Source organism: Niveispirillum sp., assembly GCF_017996735.1.
Taxonomy (GTDB): Bacteria; Pseudomonadota; Alphaproteobacteria; order Azospirillales; family Azospirillaceae; genus Niveispirillum.
On record NZ_JAGOGJ010000148.1, the window covers coordinates 1 to 14989 of the forward strand.

At 64.8% G+C, this 14989-nt stretch carries 13 protein-coding genes; 3 read left to right on the forward strand and 10 right to left on the reverse strand.

All coding sequences use genetic code 11. From position 1 onward, the window contains the following. The 6 genes from KBA48_RS28100 to KBA48_RS28125 form a co-directional block, all read right to left on the reverse strand. Positions 1 to 1350: tetratricopeptide repeat protein (locus KBA48_RS28100; RefSeq protein WP_292912006.1), on the reverse strand; the 1350-nt coding region annotated here is incomplete at its 3' end. Position 1351: 1 nt separating this feature from the next. Further along, complete coding sequence (locus KBA48_RS28105) at positions 1352 to 1507, reverse strand: hypothetical protein (RefSeq protein ID WP_292912007.1); 156 nt, start codon at positions 1505 to 1507, stop codon at positions 1352 to 1354. Between the two features lie 109 nt (positions 1508 to 1616). Beyond that, entirely contained in the window at positions 1617 to 2306 is a 690-nt protein-coding gene (locus tag KBA48_RS28110; protein ID WP_292912008.1) for a Crp/Fnr family transcriptional regulator, read from the reverse strand. Positions 2307 to 2388: 82 nt separating this feature from the next. Next, positions 2389 to 3138: a TfuA-like protein gene (locus KBA48_RS28115; protein ID WP_292912009.1), complete on the reverse strand. Its 750-nt coding sequence runs from the start codon at positions 3136 to 3138 to the stop codon at positions 2389 to 2391. 30 nt (positions 3139 to 3168) lie between these two features. Then, positions 3169 to 4407 carry a YcaO-like family protein gene (locus tag KBA48_RS28120; RefSeq protein ID WP_292912010.1) on the reverse strand — a complete coding sequence of 413 codons (1239 nt, stop codon included), beginning with the start codon at positions 4405 to 4407 and terminating at the stop codon, positions 3169 to 3171. Positions 4408 to 4495: 88 nt separating this feature from the next. Then, positions 4496 to 4675 carry a hypothetical protein gene (locus tag KBA48_RS28125; protein WP_292912011.1) on the reverse strand — a complete coding sequence of 60 codons (180 nt, stop codon included), beginning with the start codon at positions 4673 to 4675 and terminating at the stop codon, positions 4496 to 4498. A gap of 223 nt (positions 4676 to 4898) precedes the next feature. Here KBA48_RS28125 and KBA48_RS28130 point away from each other — a divergent pair, with 223 nt between their 5' ends. Next, a complete protein-coding gene (locus KBA48_RS28130; protein ID WP_292912012.1) occupies positions 4899 to 5237 on the forward strand; it encodes a ribbon-helix-helix domain-containing protein in 339 nt (112 codons plus the stop codon). Positions 5238 to 5318: 81 nt separating this feature from the next. Here KBA48_RS28130 and KBA48_RS28135 read toward each other — a convergent pair whose 3' ends face one another. Both KBA48_RS28135 and KBA48_RS28140 read right to left on the reverse strand, forming a co-directional pair. Continuing rightward, positions 5319 to 8147, reverse strand: coding sequence for an AAA family ATPase (locus KBA48_RS28135; RefSeq protein ID WP_292912013.1), 2829 nt, complete (start codon positions 8145 to 8147; stop codon positions 5319 to 5321). 240 nt (positions 8148 to 8387) lie between these two features. Further along, positions 8388 to 10400 carry a tetratricopeptide repeat protein gene (locus tag KBA48_RS28140; RefSeq protein ID WP_292912014.1) on the reverse strand — a complete coding sequence of 671 codons (2013 nt, stop codon included), beginning with the start codon at positions 10398 to 10400 and terminating at the stop codon, positions 8388 to 8390. 141 nt (positions 10401 to 10541) lie between these two features. On the opposite strand from KBA48_RS28140, the gene KBA48_RS28145 reads away from it, so the two are divergent. Next, entirely contained in the window at positions 10542 to 11012 is a 471-nt protein-coding gene (locus KBA48_RS28145) for a flagellar biosynthesis regulator FlaF (protein WP_292912015.1), read from the forward strand. A gap of 168 nt (positions 11013 to 11180) precedes the next feature. Further along, positions 11181 to 11999, forward strand: a complete 819-nt coding sequence (locus tag KBA48_RS28150; RefSeq protein WP_292912016.1) for a hypothetical protein — start codon at positions 11181 to 11183, stop codon at positions 11997 to 11999. A 75-nt stretch (positions 12000 to 12074) separates the two neighbouring features. Here the strand turns inward: KBA48_RS28150 and KBA48_RS28155 are convergent, their stop codons facing one another. After that, positions 12075 to 12674: a putative metalloprotease CJM1_0395 family protein gene (locus tag KBA48_RS28155; protein WP_292912017.1), complete on the reverse strand. Its 600-nt coding sequence runs from the start codon at positions 12672 to 12674 to the stop codon at positions 12075 to 12077. 155 nt (positions 12675 to 12829) lie between these two features. Continuing rightward, on the reverse strand, positions 12830 to 14989 hold a 2160-nt coding region (locus KBA48_RS28160; RefSeq protein ID WP_292912018.1), incomplete at its 5' end, for a flagellar hook-basal body complex protein.

A 14989-nucleotide genomic window follows, 5' to 3' on the forward strand; every position in this document is an offset into this window, starting at 1 on the left:
GCGGGTACCCAGCCGCAGTGGAAGCCCCAGCAGGGGGCAGCGCAGGACCGTCCCGGCGGGAATCGGATCACCCAGGGCGCCGACACCGATATCGTCCGGCAGGCTTTCACGAAACAGACGGACCAGGGCCGGCTGGACCTGCACATGGATGTCCATGCCCCGGTCACGCAGAAGCGGCACATAGCGGATGAACTGCAGGCTGTCCCCATGCCCCTGCTCGGCATGAATCAGAAGACGGCCCTCCGGCGCGGCGCCCCCGTCCCAGACGGGCAGCGCCCGCACGGCGGAGGGCACGACGAAGCCCGGCATCCGCCAGCGCCATTCATATTCGCGCCAACCCTCCTCCAGGTCCCCCGCCCGCAGCCGGGCCTGTGCCCGCTGCCAATGGGCCACAGGCAGGCCCGGCTCGTGCGACAGGACCTGACGGTAACATTCCTCCGCCCCGGCATCATCGCCCAGGTCGTTCAGTACATTGCCCAGGTTCAGCAGGGCCGGGACATGCGCCGGATCGACCGCCAGCACACCGCGCAGCGCCGCCGCCGCCGCCGACAGCATGCCCAACCCATGCGAAGCCACCGCAAGCGCCACCGGCGGACCCAGGGTCGCCGGCGCCAGGGCTGCCGCCTTGATCGCCGCGTCCCGCGCCTCCTCGAATCGGCCCAAGACCGACAAGGCGTCGGAACGGCCCAGGATCAGATTTTGGTCCTGCGGATTCTGGCCCAGCCCCTTATCGAATGCTTCGAGGGCCGATTGCGGTTGTTCGGCCCGCAAAAGGGCCTGCCCCAGGCGGAACCAGGCCGCCGTCCGCTGCGGCGCCAATTGCACAGCCTCGGCCAGGGCGGACGGGGCATCGGACCGGTCCAGCGCACCGGCACCGGCAAAGCGGTTAAAAAGCAGGGCGGCCAGATTGTCCCGCGCCAGGGCGTGCCCGGGGGCGAGGGACAAAGCCGCGCGCAACGCCAGCTCTGCTTCCGCATCCTGTCCCAGCGCCAGCAGCAAGGCACCCGTTTCGCTCAGCACTTCCGCCTGCAGGACCGGCGCGCCCGCGCATAGTGGGGCGGCGGCTCGCAGGGTCGCCAGGGCGGCTGTGGTTTCTCCGGTCCGACGCAGCGCGATGCCAAGATTGAGCGACCATTCCGCGACACCCGGTTTCAGGCGCACAGCCGTGCGCAACGCCTTGACGGCGTCAGCGGCCCTGCCCTGCCCCAGGACGGCCATGCCCAGCAGATAATGGATACCCGCCAGGGCCGGTGCCTCGATCAGGATCTGGCGGTACAACGCTTCCGCGCCGCCAAGATCCCCACCCTGATGCAGCGCAATCGCCCGATCGATCGCGGCGTTGATATCCATCTCAGGTCCCGCCCTTCGCCGGCGGTTCCGGCGCGGGCGGCTGCGAGGGCACGTACATATAGGTGTCGTTCACCTGCCCCTCGTGACTGGCGCAGGCGCCAAGCCCGACTGCAAGGCCCAGGAACAGAAAGGGCAACATGATCTGTTTGATATTCACGCAAACCACCGGGCTGTCTGGCCATCTCCCTACAGATTACGCCCAGTGTGCGGGTGGCAGAAACGGAATCGTGTCTGCCGTGACCCGTGATGGCCCGGTCCCGGGGGCGTCAGCGGGAAATCTGGTCCAGGAAGTTTTCATCCTGCACCACGATATAGCCGTTGCGGTAGGTGATGGCGCCGGAGGACTGAAAGCTTTTGAGGGTTTTGTTCACGATCTCCCGCGAGACACCCAGCATGTTGGCCAGATCCTCCTGGCTTACGAAGGTCGCGATCTTGATGCCGGCCTCCGTCTGCCGCCCATAGCTCTGGGCCAGCATCAGGATACGTTTGGCCAGCCGGCGCGTGACATTCAGGAACACCGTGTCCTCGATGATGGCGCTGGTCCAGCGCACCCGTTCGCACAGCACACCCATCAGGCGGATGCACAGGTCCGCCCGCTGTTCCAGGAACGGCATGAAATCCTTGCGATCGATGCGCAGCAGTTCGGTCGGTTCCTGCGCCACCACGGTGGCAGTCCGCTCGCCCCCGTCCAGCATGGCGATCTCCCCGAACACGGCGCCCGTGTCCAGGATGTTGAGCAGCATGACCTTCGCGTCCTGCGACTCCGTCTGTACGGCGACGCGCCCCCGCAGGATGACATAGAGGCTGTCGCCCGGATCTCCCTTGACGAAAATCCGTTCCTCCGCCGCCGCGCGGCGCAGCTTGGCAAAGTCCAGAACAGCCTGCATCTCCGCGTCGCTCAGGATACCGAACAGGCGGTTGCGGCGCAGGAGACCGGGATCGATATTGGGCACCACGGCAATCTCCCCGTCATGGCCGACAGCCCGGTGTGAACCGGGCTACAGCCTCAGGATTGATTCAGTGGTTCAAAATTGCAAGTCAAACGGGCGTCCGCAGGACGGGACGCGCGACCTGCTCCCACATGGTCGTATGCTCGAACGCATAAAGCGGGCGCACGCCCAGCGTACCCGAGGTGACCTTGTCCCGCACGCGGGACAGCAGCAGCATCGCGTCCTCGCGCTTCTGGTCCGCGCGGCCCATGGGCAGCCATTCACGGAAAGAGGCGATCTCCGCGGGGTCGATATCGCACTCTTCCTCTGCTTCCCGCAGGATACGGCCGTAATTGCGGTCGCGATAGCTGAGTTCCTTCGCGATCTCCTGCATCCGCCGGCGTGCCGGCACCGACAGGATGCCAGCATCATGGGCGTCCGACAGGGTGCGCCGGATATTGACCATGGCTTCGGACAAGGACGGATAGCCCAGCTCGGCCGGGCCATGCGTCACCGCCACCTCGTCATCATCTTCCAGGCGGCCGTCGGCATAGGCGTCGAAGATGGCGCCCACCCCCTCCATGCCAAAGGTCGCCAGTTCCGCCGCGCGCAAGGCACCCATGCTGGCCGCCCCCAGCACCGGGATGCCCTGTGACATGGCGTACAGGATTTCCTTGTGCCAAACGGCCGGCACATTCTCGAAATAACCGTCAATGATGGCGATGGCGGCCGGCCGGTCCATCACGGCACGCAGCACATCCCCCTGGGCCACCGGCGGCCGGTAATCGGCGCTCAGCACACGACGCGCGGCCGCGACAGGCAGGGTCGGACCCAGAAAGACAATGACGGGATTGCTCATGATATTCCTCCCAGAAGGGCGAAACGGGGGTCAGGCCAGGCCGGCGGCGCGGCGGCCACGATGTCCAAGGGCATAGTTGGCCGTGTTATCGACGCCTTCCAGACCGGGAACGACGACACGGACAACGGGAATGCCGATCTCTGCCCGGGTCAGATCGACCACCACCACATCCTCGATCCCGACATTGGCCAGACGCTGCCGCAATTCACCCAGGTCACCCCGCAGGGAGCGGCATTTCCAACCGCCAATCTGGTTGAAGTCACGCACCGTGGCCCCCAGCCGGATCCGGTTCAGCCAGAGGGCCTGCTGTTCTTCGGCCAGGAAATGGTCATATTCCTCACGGCGCATGTCGTCGCGGGCGCCGGAAATGAAGGTCAGCCGGCTCTGCGCCGCTTCGGTCAGCGCCCTGGACAGGGCGATCTCCGGCACCAGATGCGTGCCATAGCCGGTGGCGGGGCGCACGGTGGTGCCGGCCCCGGCATCAGCCTGAACGATCCGGGCAAGGAAGGTGGGCACGCCCACGTCCGACGTCATGTCCCAGACACCCACGGCGACCCCGGCATGGGCGAAGCGCGCCAGAAGGGCCCGGCAGGTCGGGTCCGCGATGGTTTCCAGATCGACGCGCGTCTCTTCCTGCGCATCGTCCGGCAGCAGGTTCCACAGCGTGCGGGCATCGCGCTCGATGACCTCGGACAGGCCATGGATCACGGCTTCTATCCAATGATTGCCGGAGGCCAGCCCGTTCGAGGTGGCCTGGAAACAGCCATGGCCGGTGGGCAGCGGCAGGGTGTAGTTGGTGTGGACCATCTCATAGGGGATCCACAAACTGTTACCATCGCGCAGATTGGTGCCTTCGGCCCACAGCATCTGATGATGCGGGGCATACTGGCTGTCCATGTTCGCGGGAAGCAGGGCGGGATCGACCACCGGCAGCGAATAACGCAGATCCTCATAGGACCCGATGCGCAGCGCCAGATGCGTGCAACGTTCCGCGTGCCAGCTTTCGATCGATTCCATGACGGCCGACGCCTTGGCCGCCGCCAGGGTCACGCCCTTGCCCTGGGAAACGGCAAGCGCCCGCGAATTGGGGCGGTTCACCATCACAACGGGGATGCCGATCGTGTCCAGGCCCGTGACATTGGCCACGCGCGTGATCCCGAACATGGGAAACAGGGGCTTCACCCGGGCCAGCGTTTCCTCGGCGGAGACCAACCGGCGCCATTGCGGCATCTCTAGATTGTCCCAGTCGGTCAAACGGACCTGATCCATTGCCGTTCCCCTATCACGCGGTTCGCTTTGCCAGATCGGGCGTATGGGGCCGTTCCGGAGCAGCACCCCGGAACGGCATCCCATGGCGTTACATCTTCGCGGAGTAGATTTCCGCGCTGGAGCTGTAAATCTCTGCGCTGGCGCCGGCATCCATGGAACCACGGGCGGCCACCCGGCTCACGGTCTGGTTCTGTGCTTCCTCGACCACAACGGTGACGCCGTTGGGAGCGACACGATACAGACGACCATCAGCACCACGAGTAAGCATATCAAAATCTCCGTATTGAAGGTTACTTCCGTATTCCGAAGATCGGGCCCGAAGGCTCCCGTTGTCTTCCCGGCAACCGTAATGCCGATACCCTGTTTCACCGTGTGAAGTGCTTCACAGCGGCGTATGCAGAAGGAACGCTATGGTGTGCTTACCAAGCGCGGCCTGCCAAACGGGGTATCCGCGACAGGCCGGAAAATGACGAAGGAAGGCGAGGTCGCCGATGAACGCTCCGCAATCCAAGAATGACATCACCGTCTATGAGCCGCACGACCTGGAGGTCGACGGACAATTGATCAGCCACAATGTCTGGGTTGACGGGCACCGGACCAGCGTTCGCCTTGAAGCCGTGATGTGGCAGGCGCTGCATGAAATCGCAGAGCGGGAGAGCCTGAGCATCCATCAGGTCATCACCATCGTTTCTCGCCGTCAGCATCAGAATGCTTCACTGACGGCCACGATCCGCGCTTTCCTGGTTGCCTATTACCGGGCCGTCTCGCGGGGGGTGTCGACCCTGCTGCTGCGGGACGCTGCGGAACTCTCGGCTGACATCAAGTTCTGATCGATCGGGTTTCCAGACAGACAAAATCGATGGGCAAGCCACCTGCATGCCCATCGATTTTGTGCGTCCGGATGCCGGCAATCAACGCAAAGACAGCAGGTTCAGGTTGGACCGGGCCTGTGCCGCGATTTCCGTCAGGTCCGTCAGGCCCGGCAACTGGTTGGTCAGCAGGCGGTAACCACGCTCATCCGCGAGAGCGGCCACCGCCGCGCGCTCCTTCTGCGCCGCCTGCGACTGCCCGACCAGCGCCAGGGCGACGGCCCGGCAAAGCCGCGCCTTGGCGACGTGAAGTGCCGCCCCGCGCATGGTGGCGATCCGCAAACCCTGGTCGATATCGACCAGGCCCGCCGTTCCACGCCCCAGATAAGCCAGCGCCAACCCACGCCGGGCCATGCTGACGGCGTCCAGCAATGTCGAACCCGTCGATCGGGAAATGGTGAGACATTCGGAACTATAGCCCAGCACATCCGCATATCGCCGCTGGCGCAGACGGATTTCCGCCGCATCCGAGCGGGCGAAGACGCGGTTGAACAGGTGCAGGCCGCTGTCGGCACACCGGATCGCCTGCTGGATCATGCCGTCCGCCTCGGCATCGCGGTGCAGCAGCGACAGACACCGGGCCCGCTTGATCGCCAGCATCATTTCGGTATCCAGCATCGTGTAGCGCCCGGCGACATGTCCCTGGCGCGATGCGGGCTGCTCCACCATGTCCAGCAGGCGCATGGCCACGTCCGGCTCGTCATTCTCAATGCGGCAGGAGGCGGCGATGATCAACAGTTCGGGATGTGCCGCCCTCTCTCCGCCGGAATAGCTGATGGCCGAATCGGCCAGCATCAGCGCCTGCGGCAGGTTGCCATACACCCATTCATAGTTGATCTGTTGCACCAGACCGACCATTGCCCGCGACTCGTCACCGGCGCGGCGGGCAAGGGTCACCGCCTTGTCCAGTTCGATGATGGCCCGTTCGCCCATGCCGGCCGGCATGGCGGCCTTCGCCAACGCAATACGCAGGTCGATGCCGGCTTCCAGGCTGTCCTGAGAAGCGGTCAGTTTCTCATTGGACTCCACGGCGATGGAGAGGAGTGAAACAGCCTCCACAGCCAGCGACCGGTTCAGGGCCTCGCGCCCGGCCGCCACGCCGGCCCGGACCGCCAGGGGCCAGAGTTCCCCGGCGGCGGCATGCCGCGCCTGGGCGGCCAGCCGGCCGGACAAGTCGGCGAAATCATCCAGCGCCAGCAGTTCGGCAAGCCGCCCGTGCAGTTGGCGCCGGTCACGCCGCGTGACGCAGGAATAGACCGCCTCGTGCAGAAGGGCGTGATGGAAGGAAAATTCCTGCCGGGGCAGCAATCTTGTCTCATCAATAAGGCCCGAACGGACAAGATCGGGCAGCCGGCGGGCGGCAACATCCCCGCCGATCAGCTTGGACAACAGCACCGAATCGAAGGTCTGCCCGACAACGGCCGCCGTCCGCAACACCCGGCGCGCCTCCTCATCCAGCATGTCGATGCGCACGGACAGCAGGGACTGCACGGAATCCGGAAGATCGAAGGCCGGCATCTCTCCCGGTCGCATGTCCCCCACATCGCCCAGCAGCGTGCCATTCATCATAAGCACGCGGATGCATTCGACCAGGAAGAACGGATTGCCACGGGCACGGCGCGCCAGATCGGCCTTAATCCCCGCCAGGCCGGGGAACCGGCCCATCCAATGGTCCAGCAGGCTTGACGTGTCGGCCGCGTTCAGGGGGCCCAGTTTGTGGTGACGCAGGGTGCGGTGACCCGTGATCGCCGGGCCAAGGCCTTCTTCACGGCTGGTCATGACCAGCAGCAGCCGCGTGGAGGCCGGCATGCCCAGCAGAGCCGAAAGGGTCGCCTGCACGGCGGTATCGGCCCAATGCGTATCCTCCACCACCAGCAGCACCGGCCGCCGGTCCGCCGCAGACCGCACCAGCGCGGCCAAGGCCCCCGCCGCCAGGGACAGAACGGCGCCGGTCCCCCGATCATGGCTGTCCGCCGCAACAGGCAGCAGCATATGGGACAGGGCGTCAGCCTCTTCCGGTTGTGCGCCGGCGGCGCGCAGCATCGCCGACAGTCCGTCGGGGGTGCGCGGGATCGGGCCGTCCAGCAGTTCCGTCACCAGTTGATGCAGGGGCCCCTGGGCACCGACCGGCTCCACCGCCGGGACCTGCCATTCCAGCACGCGGGCCCCCGCCGCACGGGCATCCCCGGCCAGGGACCGGACCAGCCGCGTCTTGCCCAGACCCGGGGCCGCCTGGATCAGGTGGGCGCCGAAACCACCGCCGCCATCCGCCATCTCCTTCAAGGCCGAGAGCAGATATGAAAGGATGTTTCCCCGCCCCACGATCGGCAGCGCATCGTCGCATTGACGACGCCGTGTCCGCACGGCCGACAGCAGGTGGGTCTGCAGCGGCTCATCCCCACCCAGAACAACCAGGGATGCTTCTTGAGTCTCCACCCAGTCGGCCGCCTGACGGGCCGTGCTGTCGGACATCAATGCCCGGTTGGCGGTGGATAATTGCTGCAATTTGGCCGCGATATGCACCGTGGCGCCGGTGGCCGGATTGCATGACTGGTCCGCGACGTCATGATCCCACAGCACCTCACCCGATGCCATGCCCACACGCACGGCACGCCCGCCCCGCGACACCTCACGCACAATCCCGTCGGCGGCGAAACAGGCGCGGACGGCATGATCCTCCTGCGCCACCGGCGCCCCGAAGACGGCATAAATCCCGTCGCCCAGCGTCTGGCAGATCGTGCCGCCAAATGCTGTGACATGGCGGCGCATGATGTCGATCAGACCCGACAACTGGTCGTAGGCATCCTCCGGATCCTGGGGAATGACCATCTGGCTTGAATTGACGATATCACAGAAGAACGCCGTCACCATGCGGCGGTCAGCCCTTGCCAACCCCGGACGCGAACCCGAGGGATAGGCATGAATGCCATCGTGTGCGTCGTTAAACCGACTTCCACCCGCCACTGACATGTTCTTTGCCCGCCAACGCCAATCGATGGTCTGGAGAACGCATCGTGCGCTGAAATCTTGAGCCCCCATACTCTTGATCTCAGCTATCAGGCATACGATAGCATCACGTAAGACATATGAAAACGGGGCAAGGATAAAATGTCAGCCATGCAGCGGCAAATTCCCGCAAAGCATGCGCGCCGCCTCGGCAGCCCCCTGGGCGGTCCCTCCCGCCTGTCGCACAACGCGCATGGACGCGAACCAGGGCCGCATCGCCGCACCCAGGGTTGACCAGTCGCTGCCGCCGACAACACGCCAGACCGGCGTGCCGACGGCCCCGGCAAATTCACCCACGGCCGTCGGCGCCGTTATCACAAGGTCCAGTTCGGCGATCAGACCGGCCAGCCCGTCAAGATCGTCCATCAGGTCCAGGTCCGGCATATGATGCAGCGTCCGGCCGCCGGCCCCTTGCAGGGCCGCGATTTCCGCCGCCTCGGCACCATATTGCAGGTTGATCACCTGCATTCCCGGCTGCGCCAATATGGGCGCCCAGTCCTTGGCGGCGGCATAGCTGGCCTGGCGGCGGGTCGTGATCAGCCGTGACCGCCAGCAGATCCCCACCTTCAACCCCACCGGCAGTCCGTCGAGCCAGTCGCGCGCACGGCCCCGCCGGCGCTTGTCGGGAACCAGGAAAGGCTTGCCCGTAAAGCAATCCAGGGACGGGCGCAGCAGCGCGGCCAGGCCGGCGGCGGGCATATGCGCATCCATGTCGGGATGTTCCGGCGCCGGGCTGTTCCGGGAAGGCAGGCTCTGGGCCCGCACCGTGGCTTCGGGAAAACTGCGGGTGAACAGTGCCACCAGACGGGGATCGCACTCGATCACCGCCGCCCCTGCGGTTCCGCTGGCCCGCGCGATGGCTTCCCGGTACAGGCTGGCGAACATCAGTTCGTCTCCCAGCCCCTGTTCCCGCCAGATCAGCAGTTTGCCGCGCGGCAGCCCCTCGCCCCGCCATTGCGGAATGGCGAAGCGGCGGTCGGGCAAGGCCTCCCCAGCGGCGAAACGCCATTCATAATCGGCCCAACCGCCGGGAAGATCCCCCTCCTGCAGGCGCATCAGGGCGCGGGCGACGCGGGCCCTGGGCAGTTCCGGATCAATGTCCAGCGCCCTGTCCAGCGCCTGCCGGGCCCGCCCGCGATCGCCCTGGGCCAACCGGCAGAGACCAAGATTTCCCCAGACCGCGGCCGATCCCGCATCCAATGCCAGGGCCTGCGACAGGACGGTCTCCGCCTCCGGCAGCCGCCCGGACAATTCATAGGCCGCCCCCAGGTTGGACAGGCCCCGGACATTCGCGGGGTCCAGGTGCAATCCCTCCCGGTAGGCCGCGATCGCTTCCTCCAGCCTGTCCAGTTCCTGCAGCGCCACGCCCATGAATATATGCGTGTCCGGACTGTCGGGTGCCGCCGCCACGGCCGCCCGGTGGCATTCCAGCGCCTCTGCCAACTGCCCGCGCCCCACCAGGACATTGCCAAGGTTCGACAATGCCTCCGCATGTCCCGGCCGCACGGACAGGGACTGGCGATAGGCATCTTCCGCCGCCGGCAGTTCTCCGCGCGACGCCAGGACCGCCCCCAGATTATTCCAGGCCTGGGCGTGGTCCGGCTGCCGGGCCAGAAGGGCGCGGTACCCGGCCTCGGCAGCGGCCACGTCGCCCAGCGCCCGCTGGCTGTTGGCCAGGTTGAACATGGCGCCCGCATGTCCCGGCCGAACCGTCAGCGACCGCTGATAGGCATCCGCCGCCTGACGATGGGCGCCCATGGCGGCCAGGGCATTGCCCAGATTGAACAGGTAGGGTGCGTGATCGGGACGCAGGCCCAGCGCCTTCCGGTGCGCCTCGACGGCTGGGGCGGGATTGCCGGCACCGCGCAGCGCGCTGCCCAGATTGTCGTGGAAATCGGCTACGGACGGTTGACGGCGGACGGCGTCGCTCAACAGCTTCACCGCTTCCGCCGCATCGCCCATCTGCAGCCGGGCAACGCCCAGAAGGTTGAGCAATTGCGCATTACGCGGGTCCGCGTTCAGCAGAATACGATAGGCCGCCGCCGCCCCGGCCACATCGCCGGCCTGATGCAGGCGCACCGCCTGCTCCGCTGTCATCGGCGCCTGCCGCGTTCCCATCCATTCCCCCATCCTATCCCGATGCACATGAACCGGGTTTCCATCCCCGCTGGGCATTCTAGGCCATTATCCTTGTCGGAAGTAACCCGATGTGGAATACTGCGACCATGGTTTTACCGTTCAAAGGGCACGGCGACCGTTATGAAGCCTGCGACGGGTTACAGCAATCGTCCCACCTCCGATGATCCCCGCGATGTTGAGGCCTGGGGCCTGACTGAAGCGGCACGGCGCCTGATCCATGCCCGGCAGGCGCCGGAGAATCCGGACCTTCTGCGACAGGCATTGTCGCTGAACCAGCGTCTCTGGACCATTTTCCAGACATCGATGGTCGATCCGGAATGCCCGCTGCCAAGGGATATCCGCGACAATGTCCTGGCCTTGTCCATCATCGTGGATCGCCAGACGTTCGATCGCCTTATCGATCTGGACGTGAACAAGCTGGACCGTCTGATCGACATCAACCGCGCGGTCGCCACGGGCCTGTCACAACGCCCGGCAGCCGGCGCACCCGCCGCTGCCGCACAGGCCCCGGCCGGGATCGCGGCACCAATGCCCAAACCCCCACAGCCCCCGTCCCCGGGGACGACCGGAAAGCTCAGCATTTCCATTTGATCGGGCGACAGTCTGGTGCGTCTGTACGGGCTGGTTTTCCCAGGGGGATTCCTCAGGGAAACCGGCCCATATTGATTGCATTTTATCAAAACGACCGTTAGACTGATCGTCTGAAAGGGGCATGGTGACCGCGTCCGGGTTCCGGGCGCCAGAAAAGGGAGACTTGTCATGGTCTCGTCCGTCAGCGGGTCGAGTAATGTTCTGACTTCCGGCAGCACTTCGGTGGTCGGAACAACGGTCAATGCCACCAACACCACGACGGTCACCGGTGCCGCCGACGCCAACAGTGCGATCTCCGGCACCACCAAGAAGCTTTCGGAAATCGAAAAGCAACTGGCCGAATTCGCCACCAATACGGCGAAAGCCAACAAGAAGGCCGAAGCGCAGTCCAAGGTCCAGGTGCAGACCTTCGAAAAGCAGGTGCGCAAGTCGCCTTATTCCACAAACGGTGCTGCGACCGATATCGGCACGCTGGTCAAGGACACGACGCGGCTGAACGTCTACAGCAACCTGAAGAAGGATGACAAAGGCGACGTCTTCAAGGTTCGTGTCCAGTCCAGTGGCGAGGCTCAGCTTGGTGTTCTGGGAGATCCTGGCCTGCGGGTACAGTTGATGTCCCGGTATGGCGCCGTCGTTGCCGACAGCAAGGAAGGCCTCGGCTCCACAAGCGACAATTTCACCGCCCTGAAGAAGGGTGAATTGAAAATTGCGGCCGGTGACTATTACATCAAGGTCTCCCATGACGGGAACGGCCCCGTCAAAGACAGCAAGGGCAATGTTGTCACGTCGAAGAATTATGCCATCCAGATGTCCATGGGTATCTACCGCAAGGATTACGATACCGTGGCGCAGCAACCAAAGGCCGGCGATGGCATGCCCCAGCAATCCGCCGCGTCGCTGGAACTGCAGAACATGCTGACCGCAGCGCAGAGCTTTGATACGGGCCTGTCCGGAACAGCAAAGCTCAACAACGCCCTGTTCGGCTGATCCTTACTGGCATTTCCCTGATAGAGGCCCGGCATTGCAATGATGCCGGGCGCTTGGCGTTATCTGGCCGATGCTTCAGGCGGAAATCGCCCGCGTGTAGGCCGGTTGCATCGTGGACGCAGCCCGCTGATAGCTTTCCACGGCGCGGCGGGCCACCGCCTCCAGGCTGCCCCCCGTTTCCTGCCGGCCCTGCTCCTGCCCATCGCCGTTCCGCGACTGGCGGAGTTCGGTTTGCGCCTGTGCCTTGGTGGCGTCCGCCTGGGCGGCGACGGCGCGATCCTGCGGGGAGGGGGCTTGCGGTGCCAGCGCGGCTCGCTTCACCACCTCCATCTTGGTGATGGTGGCTTCCGGATCGCCGCGTACCGGGGACGCGTCGATCGGCACTTCGCCGGACGTGGCATAACGCCGTCCGTCCGGGCCGGTCGTATAATCTAGCTGGATACCACCCGCATAGGGACCGCCCGCCGTCTTGTGCGCCTGTTCATGGGTCCGCACCTCGACATCGGTCTTTTTCAACTCACGAAGCTGCGTCTGCTGCTCGGCGGTCAGGTTCTTTTCGGCGGCCGGTGCGCCGGGCGGCGCTGCCGCCTCTTCGCCGGTCGCGCGGCCACGGGTCCCCTTCCCGCCGCCGGGCGGCGTGAACAGGGCAGTGGAGATGCCGGAAATGGCGGCCATGGCGTCGGTGCGGGATCAGCAGATATCGCCACCATGGTACCGCCGCAAGCGGCGGCCGCCAAACCCCAAAAATGCGAAATCCCGGCCCCACGGGAGGGGGGCCGGGATCGACACGCCATGCAGCTAGGGGTAAGGGGCCGCTGCCGCCCGTCAGGTTACCGCTTCAGATTGATCGTCTCCGTCAGCATTTCATCGGTGGTGGTGATGACGCGCGTGTTCGCGGTATAGGAGCGCTGTGCCACGATCAGCTTGGTGAATTCCTGCGCGATATCGACGTTCGATCCTTCGATGGAGCTGGCGGCGATCACACCGGCACCGTTGACGCCGGTAGAGGTGAAACGGGCACGACCGCTATCCGCCGTTTCCGTGAAGGTGCCGCCTGTTTCGCGGCCCAGGGCATTGGCGTTGTTGAACAACACCAAGGGCACCTGCGCGATCACCCGTTTGCGGCCATTGTCATAATTGGCCACGACGTCGCCATTCTCGCGGATTTCGACATCGCGGAATGTGCCCTGGGCGCTACCATCCTGAAGCAGCGAGGTCACATTGATGGCGTTGCCCTCATACTGGGTAAGGCCGGTCGCCTCACCGAAGGTTCCCAGGTCCAGGGTGATGCGCTGCGGACCATTGCCGTAATCGACGGTAAAGCTCACCTGTGCCGGCTGTCCCCCTTCGGTGACGGCGCTGACCGTGGCATTACCCGTGCCGATATTGGCGGAGGACAGGCTGGAAAGGGTACCGGCCTTCGCCACATCGCCATTCGGCAGCGTGCCGCCGAAATTCAAGGTGATGTGCGGCGGCGTGGTGCCGATATTGGACGAAGGCTCACCCAGGAACGCGATACCGTCCTGATTGCTGGTCATGGTGATGACGCCGCCCACGGACGTGGCCTGCACCGGGATGCCGCTTTCCTGGTTCACTTTCAGCGCCAGGTTGGCCGCGATCTCGTCCAGCGACACTTCATTGCCGGTGGTGGTGTAGGTGATGGTGCGGTTGAAGTTCGGCGCCACTTCCTGCGTGCCGTCCAGGGTGATGTTGGCATCCTTGGCCGTCAGCAGAATGCCCGTGGTCGCCCCATTGTTCTTGACAGCGGACGCCGTGAAGGGAGCACCGAAATCATTGCCGATCTTGGTGACGATGCTGTCCAGCACGCTGGCCGGCGTCGGGAAATCCCCGATATTCTGTTCCGTGATCTGCACCGAATAGGTGGTGCCGTTCATGGTGACCGCATAACGGTTGCCGACGATCGGCGCCGCCGTGGTGGAGGAGAAATCGAAGAACTCCGAAGCGGGATCGGTGACCCGCTCATCCGTGCCCGTGATGCGGAAGGGCGTGCCGTTGGCCGTGGCCGTCAGGACCAGCTTGTTGCCATCGACGGTGGGCGTGACATCGGAACTGGTGATGGCCGGAAGGAACAAGGTGGTCAGAGCATCCGACTGTGTCGGGGGCTGCGTCGGCAGGCTATCCAGGTCGGCCTGGGTCAGCGGGCCATAGCTGTAGGCCGTGCCGTTGATGGTGACGCTATAGACGTCGCCCACCTTCGGCGCCGTGTTGGGATAAGAAACCTCCGAGATCTGCGCCGCCGTGGTCGATGGCTGCGTGGTCGTCGTACCCCGAAGAGAGGTGGGATCGACCTGGGTCGTTGTGGGGCTGCGCAGGGTCACCGAATAGGTGGCGCCGACATCGCCGGGAACACCAGTGATAGAAATGCGCTGGGTCTGGCGCGCACCGGAGATATTGCCCTGCACGGAACTGACGAAGGTCGTGTTATCGGCCGGCGGGGCATTGTCGACGGCAGCCTGCATGAAGCGGTCACGACCGCTGACGGTGAAGGCCGAACCAACGACGTCGCCGGTCAGAACCAGCTTGGTGCCCACGACACTGGCCGTCACGCCCAGGGCCTGGCCATTGATCTGATTGGCGAACTCCGTCAGTTCCGTCGCCATGTCGTTGCCGGCGATCGGGCTGTAATTGATGATCGTGCCGTTGATCGTCACCGACATGTCGGATTCATTGCTGGCGATGGCACGGCTGGGATAGGCCATCTCCGTCACCTGGCTGCTGGTGGCGGACGCGATCGTGGTGGTCGTTCCCGACTGTTCGCCCACGCTGAAGCTGTCGCCGACGGTCGTACCGCGCAGCGTCAGGGTATTGCCGGTGACCGATGCGATGACCTTTTCCGTGGAGGAATTGGCATTCACCTGCGCGGCCAGCGCCGTGACCACACCATTCAGGTCCTTCAACTGACCGATATTGGCCGCCGTGACCTTGACCGTATAGGACTGGGTCGAGTTGTTGTCGACATTCAGCGTGAA

What these genes read in the sequence shown, in the direction of transcription:
- KBA48_RS28120 (WP_292912010.1), bottom strand. Translation starts at nt 4,407, where the DNA reads ATGGATCAGGTCCGTTTGACCGACTGGGACAATCTAGAGATGCCGCAA.
- KBA48_RS28145 (WP_292912015.1), top strand. Translation starts at nt 10,542, where the DNA reads ATGAAGCCTGCGACGGGTTACAGCAATCGTCCCACCTCCGATGATCCC.
- KBA48_RS28150 (WP_292912016.1), top strand. Translation starts at nt 11,181, where the DNA reads ATGGTCTCGTCCGTCAGCGGGTCGAGTAATGTTCTGACTTCCGGCAGC.
- KBA48_RS28140 (WP_292912014.1), bottom strand. Translation starts at nt 10,400, where the DNA reads ATGGGAACGCGGCAGGCGCCGATGACAGCGGAGCAGGCGGTGCGCCTG.
- KBA48_RS28125 (WP_292912011.1), bottom strand. Translation starts at nt 4,675, where the DNA reads ATGCTTACTCGTGGTGCTGATGGTCGTCTGTATCGTGTCGCTCCCAAC.
- KBA48_RS28135 (WP_292912013.1), bottom strand. Translation starts at nt 8,147, where the DNA reads ATGGTGACGGCGTTCTTCTGTGATATCGTCAATTCAAGCCAGATGGTC.
- KBA48_RS28155 (WP_292912017.1), bottom strand. Translation starts at nt 12,674, where the DNA reads ATGGCCGCCATTTCCGGCATCTCCACTGCCCTGTTCACGCCGCCCGGC.
- KBA48_RS28130 (WP_292912012.1), top strand. Translation starts at nt 4,899, where the DNA reads ATGAACGCTCCGCAATCCAAGAATGACATCACCGTCTATGAGCCGCAC.
- KBA48_RS28115 (WP_292912009.1), bottom strand. Translation starts at nt 3,138, where the DNA reads ATGAGCAATCCCGTCATTGTCTTTCTGGGTCCGACCCTGCCTGTCGCG.